This window comes from Caballeronia concitans (assembly GCF_001544615.1).
Lineage (GTDB): Bacteria > Pseudomonadota > Gammaproteobacteria > Burkholderiales > Burkholderiaceae > Caballeronia > Caballeronia concitans.
Map to the genome: position 1 here is coordinate 35,207 of NZ_FCNV02000020.1, position 15,759 is coordinate 50,965.

16 protein-coding genes and 1 pseudogene are annotated in these 15,759 nt (G+C 63.6%); 4 read left to right on the top strand and 13 right to left on the bottom strand.

Annotated features, from left to right (window positions below; genetic code table 11):
* The first annotated feature begins 119 nt into the window (after positions 1-119).
* Positions 120-716, top strand: a complete 597-nt coding sequence (locus AWB72_RS26940) for an FMN-dependent NADH-azoreductase (protein ID WP_040050016.1) — start codon at positions 120-122, stop codon at positions 714-716.
* 73 nt (positions 717-789) lie between these two features.
* On the opposite strand, the gene AWB72_RS26945 is transcribed toward AWB72_RS26940, so the two are convergent.
* From AWB72_RS26945 to rpe, 8 genes are all read right to left on the bottom strand, one after another.
* The gene (locus tag AWB72_RS26945; RefSeq protein ID WP_040050017.1) at positions 790-1,560 is read right to left on the bottom strand and encodes a uracil-DNA glycosylase; all 771 of its coding nucleotides are present in this window, start codon (positions 1,558-1,560) and stop codon (positions 790-792) included.
* Positions 1,557-2,210, bottom strand: coding sequence for a CYTH domain-containing protein (locus tag AWB72_RS26950; protein WP_040050018.1), 654 nt, complete (start codon positions 2,208-2,210; stop codon positions 1,557-1,559). Before AWB72_RS26950 ends, AWB72_RS26945 begins: the two co-directional genes overlap by 4 nt.
* Before the next feature lie 12 nt (positions 2,211-2,222).
* Positions 2,223-3,008, bottom strand: a complete 786-nt coding sequence (gene trpC / locus AWB72_RS26955) for an indole-3-glycerol phosphate synthase TrpC (RefSeq protein ID WP_040050019.1) — start codon at positions 3,006-3,008, stop codon at positions 2,223-2,225.
* Between the two features lie 11 nt (positions 3,009-3,019).
* The gene (gene trpD / locus AWB72_RS26960; protein WP_040050020.1) at positions 3,020-4,051 is read right to left on the bottom strand and encodes an anthranilate phosphoribosyltransferase; all 1,032 of its coding nucleotides are present in this window, start codon (positions 4,049-4,051) and stop codon (positions 3,020-3,022) included.
* Positions 4,048-4,638: an aminodeoxychorismate/anthranilate synthase component II gene (locus AWB72_RS26965; RefSeq protein WP_040050021.1), complete on the bottom strand. Its 591-nt coding sequence runs from the start codon at positions 4,636-4,638 to the stop codon at positions 4,048-4,050. The genes trpD and AWB72_RS26965 overlap by 4 nt, the downstream gene beginning before the upstream one ends.
* Before the next feature lie 12 nt (positions 4,639-4,650).
* Positions 4,651-6,147: an anthranilate synthase component I gene (gene trpE / locus AWB72_RS26970; protein WP_040050045.1), complete on the bottom strand. Its 1,497-nt coding sequence runs from the start codon at positions 6,145-6,147 to the stop codon at positions 4,651-4,653.
* A gap of 397 nt (positions 6,148-6,544) precedes the next feature.
* Positions 6,545-7,285, bottom strand: coding sequence for a phosphoglycolate phosphatase (gene gph / locus AWB72_RS26975; protein ID WP_040050046.1), 741 nt, complete (start codon positions 7,283-7,285; stop codon positions 6,545-6,547).
* Entirely contained in the window at positions 7,282-7,971 is a 690-nt protein-coding gene (gene rpe / locus AWB72_RS26980) for a ribulose-phosphate 3-epimerase (protein WP_040050047.1), read from the bottom strand. The genes gph and rpe overlap by 4 nt, the downstream gene beginning before the upstream one ends.
* Before the next feature lie 292 nt (positions 7,972-8,263).
* On the opposite strand from rpe, the gene apaG reads away from it, so the two are divergent.
* Positions 8,264-8,638, top strand: coding sequence for a Co2+/Mg2+ efflux facilitator ApaG/CorD (gene apaG / locus AWB72_RS26985; protein WP_040050048.1), 375 nt, complete (start codon positions 8,264-8,266; stop codon positions 8,636-8,638).
* Positions 8,639-8,650: 12 nt separating this feature from the next.
* On the opposite strand, the gene AWB72_RS29900 is transcribed toward apaG, so the two are convergent.
* A complete protein-coding gene (locus AWB72_RS29900) occupies positions 8,651-8,800 on the bottom strand; it encodes a hypothetical protein (RefSeq protein WP_040050049.1) in 150 nt (49 codons plus the stop codon).
* Here AWB72_RS29900 and mltA point away from each other — a divergent pair.
* Entirely contained in the window at positions 8,799-9,965 is a 1,167-nt protein-coding gene (gene mltA, locus AWB72_RS26990) for a murein transglycosylase A (RefSeq protein ID WP_040050050.1), read from the top strand. The genes AWB72_RS29900 and mltA overlap by 2 nt on opposite strands.
* A 23-nt stretch (positions 9,966-9,988) precedes the next feature.
* Here mltA and paaK read toward each other — a convergent pair whose 3' ends face one another.
* The 4 genes and pseudogenes from paaK to paaN all read right to left on the bottom strand — a co-directional run bounded on the left by paaK (position 9,989) and on the right by paaN (position 14,431).
* The gene (gene paaK, locus AWB72_RS26995) at positions 9,989-11,293 is read right to left on the bottom strand and encodes a phenylacetate--CoA ligase PaaK (protein ID WP_087128984.1); all 1,305 of its coding nucleotides are present in this window, start codon (positions 11,291-11,293) and stop codon (positions 9,989-9,991) included.
* Between the two features lie 66 nt (positions 11,294-11,359).
* Positions 11,360-11,745: pseudogene (gene paaI, locus AWB72_RS27000) on the bottom strand (hydroxyphenylacetyl-CoA thioesterase PaaI).
* 58 nt (positions 11,746-11,803) lie between these two features.
* Positions 11,804-12,595 (bottom strand): 2-(1,2-epoxy-1,2-dihydrophenyl)acetyl-CoA isomerase PaaG, encoded by a 792-nt coding sequence (gene paaG / locus AWB72_RS27005; RefSeq protein WP_040050052.1) that lies wholly within the window; start codon positions 12,593-12,595, stop codon positions 11,804-11,806.
* Between the two features lie 126 nt (positions 12,596-12,721).
* The gene (gene paaN, locus AWB72_RS27010; RefSeq protein WP_040050053.1) at positions 12,722-14,431 is read right to left on the bottom strand and encodes a phenylacetic acid degradation protein PaaN; all 1,710 of its coding nucleotides are present in this window, start codon (positions 14,429-14,431) and stop codon (positions 12,722-12,724) included.
* 138 nt (positions 14,432-14,569) lie between these two features.
* Between paaN and AWB72_RS27015 the strand changes: the two genes are divergently transcribed.
* Entirely contained in the window at positions 14,570-15,346 is a 777-nt protein-coding gene (locus AWB72_RS27015; RefSeq protein WP_040050054.1) for an enoyl-CoA hydratase, read from the top strand.
* Positions 15,347-15,759: the final 413 nt, after the last annotated feature.

Sequence of the window (15,759 nt, forward strand, 5' to 3'; positions counted from 1 at the left end):
TCCTACCGGTGCAACAATGCTTCACGGTCGCGCGGCTTTTTCCCGGACGCCGAAAGACGAAGAATGCTTCCTAACGCGGGCGCTCCCAGTGCCCGGACCCCTACAGGAAGGAAGCCATCATGACGACGATTCTGCAAATCAACTCGGCTGCTCGTTCGCAAGGCGCTCAATCGACGCTGCTCGCCGACGAACTCACCGCGAAGCTGCAACAAAGCAATCCGGGCGCGAAGGTGGTCGTCCGCAATCTGCTCGCCGACAACCTGCCGCACCTCGACGACGCGACGCTCGGCGCGTTCTTCACGCCCGCCGACCAGCGCAGCGCGGAGCAAGCCGCGATCGCCGCGAAAAGCGATGCGCTGATCGCCGAACTGCAAGCGGCGGATATCGTCGTGATCGCGGCGCCGCTGTACAACTTCGGCATTTCGTCGCAACTGAAGGCGTATTTCGACCAGATCGCGCGTGCGGGCGTCACGTTCCGCTACACCGCGAACGGTCCCGAAGGGCTCGTGAAGGGCAAGAAGGTGTTCGTGGTGTCGGCGCGCGGCGGCAAGTATGTCGGTACGCCGCACGATTCGCAGACGCCGTATCTGCAATCGTTCCTCGGCTTCCTCGGCATGACCGACGTGAGCTTCATCTACGCCGAAGGCCTGAACATGGGCGCCGATGTGGCCGGCGCGGCGCTGGCGCAAGCGCGCGAGGCAATCGCCGCGCTGTAATCTCGCGATTCGTTCGCGCATGGAAAAACCCGCTGGGTCGTGAGACCGCAGCGGGTTTTTTTCGTCGATGCGCTCAGTCCGGCAATTGCCAGTCGATCGGCTTTCTTCCGTGCTCGACGAGATAGTCGTTGGCGCGCACGAAATGCCCGCATCCAAGGAACCCGCGATGCGCCGACAGCGGCGACGGATGCGGCGCTTCCAGCACGCAATGCGCCTTTCCCGTGCCTTCGATCAACCCGCGCTTCGCCTGCGCGTGCGCGCCCCACAGCATGAACACGAGGCCGTCGTGCCGAACCGCCATCTCGTGGATGAGCGTGTCGGTGCATTGTTCCCAGCCGCGCTTCGCGTGACTGCCGGCCTTGTCGCGCTCGACCGTCAGCGACGTGTTGAGCAACAGTACGCCTTGCTCTGCCCACGCATCGAGGCAGCCGTGCGAGGGCGCGGCAAAACCTAGGCTCGCGTGAATTTCCTTGAAGATGTTGCGCAGCGACGGCGGCGGGCGCACCGGCGCGGGCACCGAGAACGCGAGGCCGTGTGCTTGCGGCGCGCCCTTGTCCTCGCCGTGATACGGGTCCTGACCGAGGATGATCACCTTGACGTCGCCGGGACGCGTCAGGCGCAGCGCGCGGAAGACATCGGCGGGATAGACGGTCTTGCCGGCGGCGCGCTCGGCATCGACGAATTCGCAGAGCGCGGCGTAGCGCGGGCTGTCGATGAACGCCTGCAAATGACGCCGCCAGTCGGCGGGCAGGGCGTCGAACTGGCTTTCGAGCGTGGTGAAGCCGGATGCGTCGGGAGTGCGTTCGGCTTCCGCGTCGTCAAAAAGTGATGGCTGACGATTCATGCTTCGGCGTCGCTGATGTTGCTCTCGGGCCGCTCGCGCAGCCGATACCCGCGCTGCGCCTTGCTGTCGTCCTCGGGATCGAGCTCCGGGAACGCGCCGCGCAACTCCGCCGCGAGCATTTCGAGCGCGTCGGCGTCGCCGCTTTTCAGCTCGACTTCCAGCTCGCTGATCTCCGCGCGGCGCGTTTCGCCATCGACATCCGCCGTGATCTCGCCGGAATCGAGCGCGACTTCGATCTGCGATCCCTCGCGCTCCACGTCCCACACGATGCGCGTGAAGTCCGTGCGGAACAGCGCGACAAGTTCGGGCGCGGCGGCCTGGAGTGCGTCGCGGGCGTCGTCGTCGTCGCAGGCGGCGATGAGCGCGTCGATTTCGAGCGCTTCGCCTTGCACCGGCAATTCCCATTCGTGCCGGCTATGCAGCCCGGCCTTCGCTTCGCCGAGCGTCTTGTACGTCTGCAGCCATTGATCCGGCGTGCGGCGCAGGCGCAGCGCGGACTTCGCTTCTGCGAGCGCCAGCGACGGCGTGTCGAAGTAGACGTTGCCGAGCTTCATCGGCTTGCCCGGCCCGGTGCGCTCGTTGAAGAAGCGCGCGACGTCGTCATGTTGCGACGGCGGCAGCGCGAGCTTGATTTCCCGTTCGATTCCCACGATGCGGCCCGGTCAGAAGAACATGCGGGCGAGTTCCGCGCCCGGATCGTCGGCGCGCATGAACGCTTCGCCGACGAGAAAAGTGTGCACGCGCATCGCGCGCAGCCGCTCGACATCGGCGCGCGACAGAATGCCGGACTCCGTCACGACGATGCGATCGTCCGGCACGGATTCGAGCATGCCGATGGTCGTGTCGATCGTCGTCTGGAACGTGCGCAGATTGCGGTTGTTGATGCCGATGAGCGGCGTCTTGAGCGTCAGCGCGCTGCGCAATTCGTCGGCGTCGTGCACTTCGACCAGCACCGCGAGGCCGAGCGAATGCGCGTAGGCTTCGAGATCCTGCATCTGCGAGAGTTCGAGCGCGGCGGCGATGAGCAGAATGCAGTCCGCGCCCATCGCGCGCGCTTCGATCACCTGATACGGGTCGATGATGAAGTCCTTGCGCAGCACCGGCAGGCTGCACGCGGCGCGCGCTTCTTCCAGATACGCGACGCTGCCCTTGAAAAACTGCACGTCGGTGAGCACGGACAGGCATGCGGCGCCGCCTTTTTCGTACGAGCGGGCGATGTCGGCGGGCACGAAATGCTCGCGCAGCACGCCCTTCGACGGACTCGCCTTCTTCACCTCGGCGATCACGGCGGCCTGATTCGCCGCATGCTTCGCGCGCAACGCGCCGACGAAATCGCGCACGTCGCGCGTGCTCGCTTCGAGCTTCAGCTCTTCGAGCGGGGCGCTTTGTTCGGCGGCGCGAATCTCTTCGCGCTTCACCGCGATGATGCGATCCAGAATGTCACTCATGTCCGGTTCCGTTAACTTTTGAACTGCTGCGTGAACTTCACGAGCGCTTCGACTTTCTCGCGCGCCGCGCCGCTTGCAATCGCCTCGCGCGCGGCGGCCATGCCATCCGCGATCGAATCGACGACATCGGCCGCATAAAGCGCCGTGCCCGCGTTCAGCGTGACGATTTCCCGCGCGACGCCCGCCTTGTTGTTCAGCGCGCCGAGCAGCATCGTCTTGGATTCCTGCGCGTCCTGCACTTTCAGCGAACGGTTCGACATCATTTGCAAGCCGAAGTCCTCGGGATGAATCTCGTACTCGGTGACTTCGCCGTGCTTCAGTTCGCCGACGACCGTCGACGCGCCGAGCGACACTTCGTCCATGCCGTCCTTGCCGTACACGACGAGCACGTGCTTCGCGCCGAGCCGCTGCATCACGCGAACCTGAATGCCCACGAGGTCTTCATGGAACACGCCCTGAAGCTGGTTCGGCGCGCCGGCCGGATTCGTCAGCGGCCCGAGAATGTTGAAGATGGTCCGCACGCCGAGTTCGCGTCGCACGGGCGCGATGTTTTTCATCGCCGGATGATGGTTCGGCGCGAACATGAAGCCCATGCCCGTTTCGGCAATGGACGCGGCCACTTGTTCCGGCGTCAGGTCGATGTTCACGCCGAGCGCTTCGAGCACGTCCGCGCTGCCCGACTTGCTCGACACGCCGCGATTGCCGTGCTTCGCTACCTTCGCACCGGCCGCCGCCGTGACGAACATCGACGCAGTGCTGATGTTGAAGGTATGCGATCCGTCGCCGCCGGTGCCGACGATATCGACGAAATTCGAGTTGTCCTCGACTTCGACGTGATTGGCGAACTCGCGCATGACGGTCGCCGCCGCCGCGATCTCGCCGATGGTTTCTTTCTTCACGCGCAAGCCGGTGATGATCGCGGCGGCCATCACGGGCGACATGTCGCCGCGCATGATCGTGCGCATCAGGTGCAGCATTTCGTCGTGGAAGATCTCGCGATGCTCGATCGTGCGTTGCAACGCTTCTTGCGGGGTGATGGTCATCGTTTCGAGCCCTTGCCTGCTGCTGTGTTTTTCACGAAATTCTCCAGCAGGGCGTGGCCGTGCTCGGAAAGAATCGATTCCGGATGGAACTGCACGCCTTCCACTTCCAGTTCACGGTGACGAACACCCATGATCTCGCCGTCCGGCGTCCAGGCGGACACTTCCAGACAGTCGGGCAAAGACTCGCGCTCAATTGCGAGCGAGTGATAGCGCGTGACGTTGAAGTGTTTGGGCAGATCGGAGAACACGCCCTTACAGTCGGTTTCGATCTGGCTCACTTTGCCGTGCATGATGGTCTGCGCGCGCACGACGCGCCCGCCGAACGCCTCGCCGATCGCCTGGTGGCCGAGGCACACGCCGAGAATGGGCAGCTTGCCGGCGAATTCGCGCAGCACGTCGAGCGTGATACCCGCGTGCTGCGGATTGCTCGGCCCCGGCGACAGACAAATGCGGTCCGGCCCGAGCTTCGCGATTTCATCGAGCGTGATTTCGTCGTTGCGATAGGTGCGCACGTCCTCGCCCAACTCGCCGAAGTACTGGACCAGGTTATAGGTGAACGAATCGTAGTTGTCGATCATCAGCAGCATGGTCTTGTCTCCTCAGAAGTCGCTGTCGAGGCCGTCTTGCACTTGCTCGGCGGCGCGCAGCACGGCGCGCGCCTTGTTCTCCGTCTCTTGCCATTCGGACTCGGGCACCGAATCCGCGACGACGCCCGCCGCCGCCTGCACATACAGATTGCCTTTGTGGATGAGACCGGTGCGGATCGCGATGGCCAGATCCATCTCGCCGCTGAACGACAGATAACCGACCGCGCCACCGTACAGTCCGCGCTTGACCGGCTCGAGTTCGTCGATCAGTTCCATTGCGCGGACTTTCGGCGCACCGGACAGCGTGCCGGCGGGGAACGTCGCGCGCAGCACGTCGAAGTTGTTCATACCGGACTTGAGCTTTCCTTCCACCGAACTCACGATGTGCTGAACGTGCGAGTACTTTTCGATGATCATCTTGTCCGTGACCGCGACCGAACCCGTGTCCGCGATCCGGCCGACGTCGTTGCGCGCGAGGTCGATCAGCATCACGTGTTCGGCAATTTCCTTCGGATCGTTCAGCAATTCGGTGGCAAGTTCGGCGTCGCGCTCGGGCGTGTTGCCGCGCGGACGGGTGCCGGCGAGCGGACGAATCGTGACGATGCGGTCCTCGGCGCGCTTCTCCTGACGCACGAGAATTTCGGGCGACGCGCCGACCACATGAACATCGCCGCCGAAGTTGTAGTAATACATGTACGGCGACGGATTGAGCGACCGCAACGCGCGATACAGCGAAAGCGGGTTGTCGCGGAACGGCTTGATGAGCCGCTGACCGACCTGCACCTGCATCAGTTCGCCCGCCGCGATGTATTCCTTCGCGCGGCGCACGGCGTTCAGATAGTCCGCTTTCGCGAACTCGCGATAGGTCTCCGTGCGCACGCTCGCGGACGTCACCGGCGGCTGGACGGTCGTGCGCAGCCGCGCGCGCAGTTCGCGCAGACGATGCTTCGCCTTCGCATACGCTTCGGGCTTCGTCGGATCGGCGTAGACGATGAGATACAGCTTGCCGGCGAGGTTGTCGATGACCGCGACTTCTTCCGTCAGCAGCAGCTGGATGTCGGGCAGACCGAGATCGTCGGGCGGCGCGGTGTCCGCCAGCTTTTTCTCGATGTAGCGCACCGCGTCATAACCGAAATAGCCCGCAAGACCGCCGCAGAAACGCGGCAAGCCCGGGCGCAGCGCCACCTTGAAACGCTTCTGGAATCGCTCGATGAACGCGAGCGGATCGCCTTCGTCGGTTTCGGTCACGTTGCCGTCGGTGACGACTTGCGACACGCCGTTCTGCACGCGCACCATTGTGCGGGCCGGCAAGCCGATGAACGAATAGCGCCCGAAGCGCTCGCCGCCGACTACCGATTCGAGCAAGAACGAGTTCGCGCCGTTGCGCTCGGATTGCGCGAGTTTCAGATAAAGCGACAGCGGGGTTTCGAGGTCGGCGAGCGCTTCGGCGATCAGCGGAATGCGGTTGTAGCCTTCATTCGCCAGCGATTGGAATTCGAGTTCGGTCATGGTGCGATCCTTGATCGACGCGCGCTGTTATGAGAGAACGCGGCATCGGGAAGAACGTGGGCGCTGCGATCGGCTTGTTTCTCGCGTTGTCGGCGGATGCGCCCGGGCCGCGCGGATGCGGTTCGGGCGATCGGAGCATGCACGGCCGTGCGTTGCGTGCGGCAAACATCACGCAACGCAGCGCATGCCGAAGCAACGCTCGGTGTACGACAGTTCAACGGAAACGGCGCAGGAATGCGCAGCGAAACAAAAAACGGATGCCGAAGCGAGTGCAAGAGAATGCGACATGGCTTCAGCGTACCTCGGGCGAGGTTAGCGCGACCAGCGACGCCAGGGCCAGGCTCCCCGGTCGATGCTGCTCAGACTCCGTTTTCTGTTGAGAAACATGAGAGATGGACTATTCAGTCAGTGTGGTGTCGGGCGGCGCCAGTGTCGCGGCGATCGCCATGGCTGCGGTTCGCAGCGTGGAAACTATACCATCGGACTTCACCGATTGCACAGCTTTCCCGTGGTTGTAACCGTACGGCACGGTGAGCGTCGCCATGCCCGCCGCGCGGCCCGCGAGCGCGTCGTTTTCCGAATCTCCGACCGCCACCGTTTCGCGCGGCAGCACGTCGAGACGGTCGCAGGCGGTGAGCATCGGGAGCGGATCGGGCTTCTTCAGCGCGACGGAATCGCCACCGAGAATCACCTTGAAATAGTGCGCGACGCCGAAGTGCGACAGCAGTTCCACCGCGAAGCGATGCGGCTTGTTCGTCACGCACGCGAGCGCGATGCCGAGTTCGCGCATCGCTTCAAGGCCTTCTTTCACCTCGGGAAAGAGCGTCGAATGCTTGCCGTTGATCTTCGCGTATTCGCTTTGATAGGTGGCGAGCGCGTCGTCGAACTGCGCAGTGGCTTGGGGATGCGGCAGCCGGGCGGCCAGCACGCTGCGAATCAGATTTTCCGAGCCCTTGCCGATGTAGCCCACGACTTCATCGCGCGTGACGGGCGGCTCCACGCCGATGCGCGCGAGCATGCCGTTGAGCGCGGCGACGAAGTCGTCGGCGGTATCGACCATGGTGCCGTCCAGATCGATGATGGCCGCGCGGATTGGCCGGACGGAGAAGACGGGCAGCGCCGTCGTGGTGTCGTTCATTGTTGCGCTCCCGATTTCGCGAGTTCGGCGCGCATCGCGTCGATGACCTGCTTGTAGTCCGGCTTGCCGAAGATGGCCGACCCGGCGACGAACGTGTCCGCGCCGGCGGCGGCGATTTCCGCGATGTTGTCCACTTTCACGCCACCGTCGATTTCCAGATGGATCTCGCGGCCCGTGCGCTCGCGGTACGCGTCGATGCGCGTGCGCGCTTCGCGCAGCTTGTTGAGCGCCTCGGGAATGAACGACTGGCCGCCGAAGCCCGGGTTGACCGACATGATCAGCACCAGGTCGACGCGATCCATCACGTGATCGAGGTAATTGAGCGGCGTCGCGGGATTGAACACGAGGCCGGCCTTGCAGCCGTGGTCGCGGATCAGCGAGAGCGTACGGTCGATGTGATCCGAGCCTTCCGGATGAAAGCTGATCACGTTCGCGCCGGCTTTCGCGAAATCGGGCACGATGCGATCGACGGGGCGCACCATCAGATGCACGTCGATGGGCACATCCACGTGCGGGCGGATGGCTTCGCATACCATCGGGCCGATGGTCAGATTCGGCACGTAATGGTTGTCCATCACGTCGAAGTGAATCCAGTCGGCTCCGGCGGCGACGACGTTGCGGACTTCCTCGCCGAGCCGGGAAAAATCGGCGGAAAGGATGCTGGGAGCGATATGAAATTGCGCCATGGACGTATCTGATGTGGGGGCCAGAAGGCATGAAAGCCCGACAGCCTAGAAGCTCGCGAGCCGGCAGGCGGGAAGGGCGGCCCGGTGCGGCCGTGCGTCGAAGCCATGATTCTAACCCGCGATTTTCGCGGCGTAAGTCGGCCGAACGGCCAGGTGGACGCGGCGCGGTGCAGCCTGTGCGCCGGATTCCGTGTTGCGGGCGCGGGCGGCATCAAGCAGAATGCGTGACCAATAGCGGCGCACCCGCTCGTTGTCTGCCGGCAGCGAAGCGACGAATTGAATTGGAACAACAATGAGCCAGTACGAATTCAGCGTATCCGTCGAGACGCGATATCTACCCGACCAGTCCGACCCGGACAGCCGCCAATACGCCTTCGCCTACACCCTGACGATCCGCAATACCGGCGAGGTCGCCGCGCAGCTCATCTCGCGTCACTGGATCATCACGGACAGCGACAACCACGTGCAGGAAGTGAAAGGGCTCGGCGTAGTCGGGCAGCAGCCGCTTCTGCCGCCCGGCCAGCAGTTCGAATACACGAGCTGGGCCGTGATCGCGACGCCTGTCGGCACCATGCGCGGCGAGTATTTCTGCGTGGCGGAAGACGGCGAGCGCTTCGAGGCGCCCATCGCCGAATTCGCGCTGCACATGCCGCGCACGCTGCATTGAGCGCTGCGGGAATTATCGGCGCTTGGCGGCGTCGTTCGCGCGATTCGGGTGTTTCTTCTTCCCCGACGCCGTCCACGCGACGATGAAAATCAGCAAGGCAAGCGCCACGAGCGCCTCGAGCGCAAAAATCAGCATCGGATATTCGTCGAACAGATCAGACATGGCGGTTCCCATCAAGAACGAGCATTGTATGCGCAGTATCGTGCGTAGCGCGGCACGAGGAGCGGCCTGGGCCGCATCGGTTGCAACGGCTGTGCTGCTCGCCTCGTGCGGCGGCGGCACTTACGTGAAGCCGGGGCCGAGCACGGCCGGCGGCACGCCGATCACGACGGGGCAGCGCGCCGCGTCGCGGCTCACCGCCGTGAGCTGGCAGCAGGTTCCCGGCTGGAAGGACGATTCGCTCATCGGCGCGACCGCCGCGCTGCGCCAGAATTGCAGCCGGCTCGCACGCCAACCTAATTGGCAGCGGGCGTGCGCAGCGGCGCAGCGTCTCGACGACCTGGACATGTCCGAAGCGCGCAGTTTCTTCGAGACCTATTTCACGCCGTTTCAGCTGGCGAACACCGACGGCACGCTCGACGGTCTCGTGACCGGCTACTACGAGCCGCTCTTGCGGGGCTCGCGCACGCGTCACGGGGCGTATCAGTACGCGTTGTATCGATGGCCGTATCGCTACAAGCCTGGCGCCGCACTGCCCGCGCGCGCCCAGCTTGAACGCTCCGGCGTGCTGAACGGCAACGAACTCGTCTGGGTGGACGATCCGATCGAGGCGTTCTTCCTGCAAGTGCAAGGATCGGGGCGCGTCGTCATGGAAGACGGCAGCGTCATGCGCGTGGGCTTCGGCGGCACAAACAACCAGCCGTATCGGTCGATCGGCAGGGAGTTGCTCGATCGCGGCGAACTCACGCCGGCCCAGGCGACGATGCAAGGCATCAAGGCGTGGGCGAAGGCGAATCCTGCGCGCGTCGATGCGCTGCTCGACGTGAATCCGCGCTTCGTTTTTTTCCGCGAAATGCCCGCGAACGACGTGATGACGGCAAGCCTCGGCGACGGTCCTGTCGGCGCGCTGGGCGTTCCACTAACGCCCGAACGTTCGATCGCAGTCGATCCCTCCGCGATTCCGCTCGGCACGCCCGTGTTCCTTCAGACCACACGGCCGCTCAGCAACCAGCCGATGAACCGGCTGGTTTTCGCTCAGGACACCGGCACGGCGATCAAGGGCGGCGTGCGCGCCGACTACTTCTGGGGCCTCGGCGACGACGCCGGCGATCTGGCCGGGCGCATGAAGCAGGGCGGCCGGATGTGGCTCTTGATGCCGAACTCGTAGGCCGACGAAGCGCGAAGCGTTGACTAGACTTTCGCGTTTCGCTTGTCTACCACCCGCCGCGCCTTCCCCACAGACCGCTCGATTCCGTTCACCGGCAGCACGTTCACCACGGCACTTATGCCGATCAGCGCCTTGATGTCGTAAGCGAGCGCGGCCTTTGCGCTGTCGAGCGCCGCGATGTCCGGCGCCGATTCGGGGCACGGCTCGCAGTTGAGCGTGAAGACGTCGAGCGGACCTTCCTTCGTCAACACGATCTGATAATGCGGCGCCAGCACCGGCCGCTTCAGCAATAGTTCCTCGATCTGCGTCGGAAAGACGTTGACCCCGCGCACGATCATCATGTCATCCGACCGCCCGGTGATCTTCTCCATGCGACGCATCGTGCGCGCCGTGCCCGGCAGAAGCCGCGTGAGATCGCGCGTGCGATAGCGAATGATCGGTAGCGCTTCCTTCGTGAGCGACGTGAACACAAGTTCGCCGAATTCGCCGTCCGGCAGCACTTCGCCGGTCTCGGGATCGATGATCTCGGGGTAGAAGTGGTCTTCCCAGATCGTCGGACCGTCCTTCGTTTCGGCGCACTCCGACGCCACGCCCGGCCCCATCACTTCGGAAAGGCCATAAATGTCGACGGCATCGATGCCCATGCGCTCTTCGATCGCGCGGCGCATGTCGTTCGTCCACGGCTCCGCGCCGAAAATGCCGATGCGCAGCGAACAACTCGCCGGATCGAGGCCTTGCCGCTCCAGTTCATCCGCGATGGAGAGCATGTAGCTCGGCGTCACCATGATGATGTCGGGCCGGAAGTCCTGAATCAGTTGCACCTGCTTCTCGGTCTGTCCGCCGCCGAAGGGAATGACCGTGAGCCCCGCGCGCTCCGCGCCGTAGTGCGCGCCGAGCCCGCCGGTGAACAGGCCATAGCCGTAGCTCACATGCACCTTGTCGCCGCGACGTGCGCCCGCCGCGCGGATAGAGCGCGCGACGAGATCCGACCACGTCTCGATGTCCTTCGCCGTGTAGCCGACGACTGTAGGCTTGCCCGTCGTTCCCGACGACGCATGAATGCGCGCGACGCGCTCTTGCGGCACGGCGAACATGCCGAACGGGTAGTTGTCGCGCAGGTCCTTCTTTGTGGTGAAGGGGAAGCGCGCGAGGTCGGCGAGCGACTGGACGTCGTCCGGATGCACGCCCGCTTCATCGAACTTGCGCCGATAGACGGGCGAGTTCTCGTAAGCGTGCTTGAGCGACCATTTCAGGCGCGCGAGCTGGAGCGCGACGAGTTCGTCGCGGCTCGCCTTCTCGATCGCGTCGAGCGGCAACGGTGTAGTCATCGATGTCTCCTTCATGTCGCTATGCGGCGCGGGTCGTGGCCGCGTCCGCCTGATCGATCGGTCCCGTCACGCGGGAATCACGGTGCCCTTTATCTGGGCGGACTTGCCGCGAAACATCGCGACGACTTCGCCTTCGCGATTGGTGACGCGAATATCGTAGATGCCGGTGCGTCCGCTCAACGTCTGCTCCACCGCCTCCGCGGTCAGGCGGTCGCCGCCGTGTACCGGCCGGAGGAACTCGATGAGCAGCCCGCTGCGACCGTGATGACGTTATAGGAGTTGCACGCGAAGGCGAACGCGGAGTCCGCCAGCGTGAACATGAGGCCGCCGTGACAGATCGCATGGCCGTTCAGGAAGTCCGGGCGTACGTTCATCTGAAGGCGCGCGTAGCCGGGCCGCACTTCGACCAGCTCGATGCCAAGCGCACGCGAGCACGCGTCTGCTTCATACATGGCCTTGGCCGTGGCTTCGGCGAGTTGTTGAGGCGTCACACGATTCTCCGTAGTCGATTCACAGGCCTTCGAAGCGCGGCGCGCGCTTTTCCTTGAACGCGGCGACGCCTTCCATGTAGTCGGGCGATGCGCCGAGTTCGCGTTGCACGTCGCGTTCGAGGTCGAGTTGGGTGTCGAACGAGTTCGTTGCGCTCGCGCGCATCGCTCGTTTGATCGCAGCGACCGCGCGTGCGGGCTGTCGTGCGAGATGCGTGGCGAGTTGCGCGGCTGCCGGTTGCAGTTCGGCATCGTCCACGACGCGCCACACGATGCCCCACGCTTCGGCCTTCGCTGCGTCGAGCTTGTCGCCGGTAAGCGCAAGTCCCAGCGCGCGCGCCTCACCGACACGCCGCGGCAAGAGCCACGTGCCGCCGGAATCCGGCACGAGGCCTATCTTGACGAACGCCTGAATGAAGCTTGCCGAACGCGCAGCAATGATCATGTCGCAGGCCATCGCCAGGTTCGCCCCTGCGCCCGCGGCCGTGCCATTGACCGCCGCGATGACCGGCAGCGGCATCGACTGAAGACGGCGCACGAGCGGATTGAAGTGCGCGTCGATCAGCTCTCCGAGATCGGACATCGAATCCGGAGTGAAGTCCAGATCGGCGAGATCCTGCCCAGCGCAGAACGCGCGCCCCGCGCCGGTCAGAACGATTGCGCGCGCGTTGCCCGATTCGGCTTCATCGAGCGCGCGGCTCAATTGACCGTGCATCTCGCGAGTGAAACTGTTCAGCTTGTCGGGGCGATTGAGCGTGATGGTGGCAACGCGCGTATCGCCATCGATTTGAAACAGGACAGACTGCTCGGACATGACATCTCCTTGGGCACGAGCCGCGTTCGAATTCCTCACACGCCGATACTAGACGCGCGGCCCGGCGCTTTCCATTAGGCCGAATGGCATAAGCCGATTCCGACTTTGCGTTTCCCGTTGTTTTGCCTATGCCGTTTGGCCGGCTTTCGCAGCAACCGCTTCCGGTGCAACATGCATCCGGCTCTGCACGACGCGGAAGCGATCCGCGACGAACGCGGCGTCGGCGAGCGCGGCGTTTGCGGCAGGGTTGGCGCCGGTGCCGTGGAAGTCGGAGAACGCTGCGGACTGGTTGACGAAGACGCCGCCGGTGAGATTGATCGACAGCGCGACGCCGCCGCGAATCGCGGCTTCGTGCGCGGAGTCGATGACAGCGTCGTCGGTGCTATAGACCGAGAGCGTCAGCGCGCCGTGCTCTTGCGCAATGGAGCCGGCGAGATCGAGCGATCGCGCCGTGGAATCGGTCGCGACGACGAACGCAATCGGGCCGAACCATTCCTTCGTGAACTTGGCCTCGTCCGTACGTGCGTCGAGTTTCAGCAGAAGCGGCGTGAGTATGCGTGCCTCGGGGAAGGCAGGATGTTGAAGCGTCCGACTGTCGAGCAGTACGTCACCGACCTTGCGCGCTTCAGCGATGCGCGCCGCGATGCCTTCGTTCTGGATCGCGCCGGTCAACTCGACGGCGCGCGCGGGATCCGACGTGAGTTTCTCGACGGCGCCAGCGAGCGTTTTCGCGACGTCGTCGAAGCTGAGCTGGCCGTCGGCGGTGCGGATGCCGTCGCGCGGCACGTAGATGTTTTGCGGCGCGGTGCACATCTGGCCCGAGTACAGCGCGAGCGAGAACGCGATGTTGCGCGCGGCGGCTTTCATGTCGTCGACGGAATCGATCACGATCTGATTCACGCCCGCCTTCTCGGTGAACACCTGCGCCTGATGCGCATTGCGCTCGAGCCAGGTGCCGTTCTGCGTGCTGCCGGTGAAGTCGATCAGCTTGATCTCCGGGCGCACGGCGAGTTGTTGAACGAGGGCGCCGTCGTTCGGTGCGGTGGCGAGGAGCGTGACGACGTTCGGATCGAAGCCGGCTTCGCGCAACACTTCGCGGGCAATGCGCACGGTGATGGCGAGCGGCAAAATCGCGCCGGGGTGCGGCTTGACGATGACGGTGTTGCCGGTGGCGAGATCGGCGAACAGGCCCGGATAGCCGTTCCACGTCGGAAAAGTGCAGCAGCCGAGCACGAGACCGGTGCCGCGCGGGACGATGGTGAAGCGCTTCTGCATGGCGAGCGGCGGATTCTTGCCTTGCGGCTTTTCCCAATGCGCCTGGGCCGGAATACGGCGCAACTGGTCCCAGGCGTAGACGACGGCTTCGAGTGCACGGTCCTGCGCATGGGGGCCGCCGGCCTGGAACGCCATCATGAACGCCTGACCGGTGGTGTGCATCACGCTGTAGCCGATCTCGAAGCTCGCGCGGTTCAGTCGAGACAAAATCTCGAGGCTGACGCCAACCCAGGCTTGCGGACCTGCCGCGCGCCACTGTTGCTGCGCCTGCTGCGAGGCACGGACGAGGGCGTCAGGATCGGCCTTCGGGTATTTGATGTCGAGCGAGGTTCCAAACGGCGATCTCTCTTCGCCGACGACATCACCTGTCGATGGTTGATCGAGCTCGAACGTCTTGCCAAGATGTGCTGTGAAGGCGGCTTCGCCGTCCGCGTTGGCCGTTTCCCCGTACACTTTGGGACTCGGCATTTCGGCAAACGGGCTCCAGTAGCCGCGAGTTTCGATAGCGGAGAGCGCTTTGTCGAGCATCGCTTCGTGCTTCGTGAATAGCGGATGTGTCATGGTCGCAAGAGAGAGAAATGAAGGACGGTGCAGGTCGATTAATTAACCGACCGGTTGGTTGGTGATGGTAGCATTATCGAGATGATGGTCAACATCGTCAGTCACTAGGACTTACCAGAGGATCGCCAGGAGGAGCGAATGGCATACGAGAACGTGCTGGTGGAAACACGCGGCAGAGTCGGATTGATCACGCTGAATCGTCCGAAGGCGCTAAATGCGCTCAACGATGCGCTGATGGACGAGCTTGGCGCTGCGCTCAAGGCTTTTGACGCCGATGAGGACATCGGCGCAATTGTGTTGACCGGAAGTGAGAAGGCGTTCGCGGCGGGAGCGGACATCGGCATGATGGCTGGTTATTCCTACATGGACGTCTACAAGGGCGACTACATCACACGCAACTGGGAAGCGATCCGCTCCATTCGCAAGCCGGTCATCGCGGCGGTGGCGGGGTTCGCGCTGGGAGGCGGATGCGAGCTCGCCATGATGTGCGACATCATCATCGCCGCCGACACCGCGAAATTCGGACAGCCGGAGATCAAGCTGGGCGTGATCCCGGGTGCGGGCGGCACGCAGCGCCTGCCGCGGGCGGTATCGAAGGCGAAGGCAATGGACATGTGCCTTACCGCGCGCATGATGGACGCCGCGGAAGCCGAGCGGGCGGGGTTGGTGTCTCGAGTGGTTGCGGCTGACCGTTTGCTCGACGAGGCCGTCGAGGCCGCGACGATCATCGCCGGATTCTCGTTGCCAGCCGTGATGATGGCCAAGGAGGCTGTCAATCGCGCATATGAGACGACGCTCGCGGAAGGCGTCCACTTCGAGCGGCGCTTATTTCATTCGCTGTTCGCGACGGAAGATCAGAAAGAGGGTATGGCTGCGTTCGTCGAAAAGCGAAAGCCCGTGTTCAAACACCGGTGATTTTTTAATTGCGAAATCGCTTGCATATCGCACATCGACTCACTAGAATTTCGTTCCTTCGCGATTCACTGAACGCGAAGGAAGCGGGAGTGGGCAGTTTCGTGGGTGCGGGTGAGAGCGATGCAAAGGTTTCTCAAACGCAATCAGCAAGTAAAGCGTTTCAAAAACTTGTTGACAGACTCCGAAGCGATGTTCATAATCTCGTTTCTCTGCTGCTGATGCAGCAAACGCCAGACTGAAGCGGCGCTGAGCAAGACGCTCGGTGCGGTGAAGTGGATAAGTCAGGCGATGTGCTCTTTAAAAACTAACAGCCGATAAGTGTGGGCGCTTGATGGCAAGTGCGGCCGGTTCTTCGGAATCGGCATAGCAAAAGTAATCAAGAGTCTCACACGAAGTATTAAGAGGAAGGTTTA

Bases quoted from the DNA above. Each gene is read 5' to 3' on its own strand.
- AWB72_RS26940 (WP_040050016.1), top strand. From the start codon at position 120: ATGACGACGATTCTGCAAATCAACTCGGCTGCTCGTTCGCAAGGCGCT.
- AWB72_RS26945 (WP_040050017.1), bottom strand. From the start codon at position 1,560: ATGAATCGTCAGCCATCACTTTTTGACGACGCGGAAGCCGAACGCACT.
- trpC (WP_040050019.1), bottom strand. From the start codon at position 3,008: ATGAGTGACATTCTGGATCGCATCATCGCGGTGAAGCGCGAAGAGATT.
- trpD (WP_040050020.1), bottom strand. From the start codon at position 4,051: ATGACCATCACCCCGCAAGAAGCGTTGCAACGCACGATCGAGCATCGC.
- AWB72_RS26965 (WP_040050021.1), bottom strand. From the start codon at position 4,638: ATGCTGCTGATGATCGACAACTACGATTCGTTCACCTATAACCTGGTC.
- trpE (WP_040050045.1), bottom strand. From the start codon at position 6,147: ATGACCGAACTCGAATTCCAATCGCTGGCGAATGAAGGCTACAACCGC.
- gph (WP_040050046.1), bottom strand. From the start codon at position 7,285: ATGAACGACACCACGACGGCGCTGCCCGTCTTCTCCGTCCGGCCAATC.
- rpe (WP_040050047.1), bottom strand. From the start codon at position 7,971: ATGGCGCAATTTCATATCGCTCCCAGCATCCTTTCCGCCGATTTTTCC.
- apaG (WP_040050048.1), top strand. From the start codon at position 8,264: ATGAGCCAGTACGAATTCAGCGTATCCGTCGAGACGCGATATCTACCC.
- mltA (WP_040050050.1), top strand. From the start codon at position 8,799: ATGGCGGTTCCCATCAAGAACGAGCATTGTATGCGCAGTATCGTGCGT.
- AWB72_RS29900 (WP_040050049.1), bottom strand. From the start codon at position 8,800: ATGTCTGATCTGTTCGACGAATATCCGATGCTGATTTTTGCGCTCGAG.
- paaK (WP_087128984.1), bottom strand. From the start codon at position 11,293: ATGACTACACCGTTGCCGCTCGACGCGATCGAGAAGGCGAGCCGCGAC.
- paaG (WP_040050052.1), bottom strand. From the start codon at position 12,595: ATGTCCGAGCAGTCTGTCCTGTTTCAAATCGATGGCGATACGCGCGTT.
- paaN (WP_040050053.1), bottom strand. From the start codon at position 14,431: ATGACACATCCGCTATTCACGAAGCACGAAGCGATGCTCGACAAAGCG.
- AWB72_RS27015 (WP_040050054.1), top strand. From the start codon at position 14,570: ATGGCATACGAGAACGTGCTGGTGGAAACACGCGGCAGAGTCGGATTG.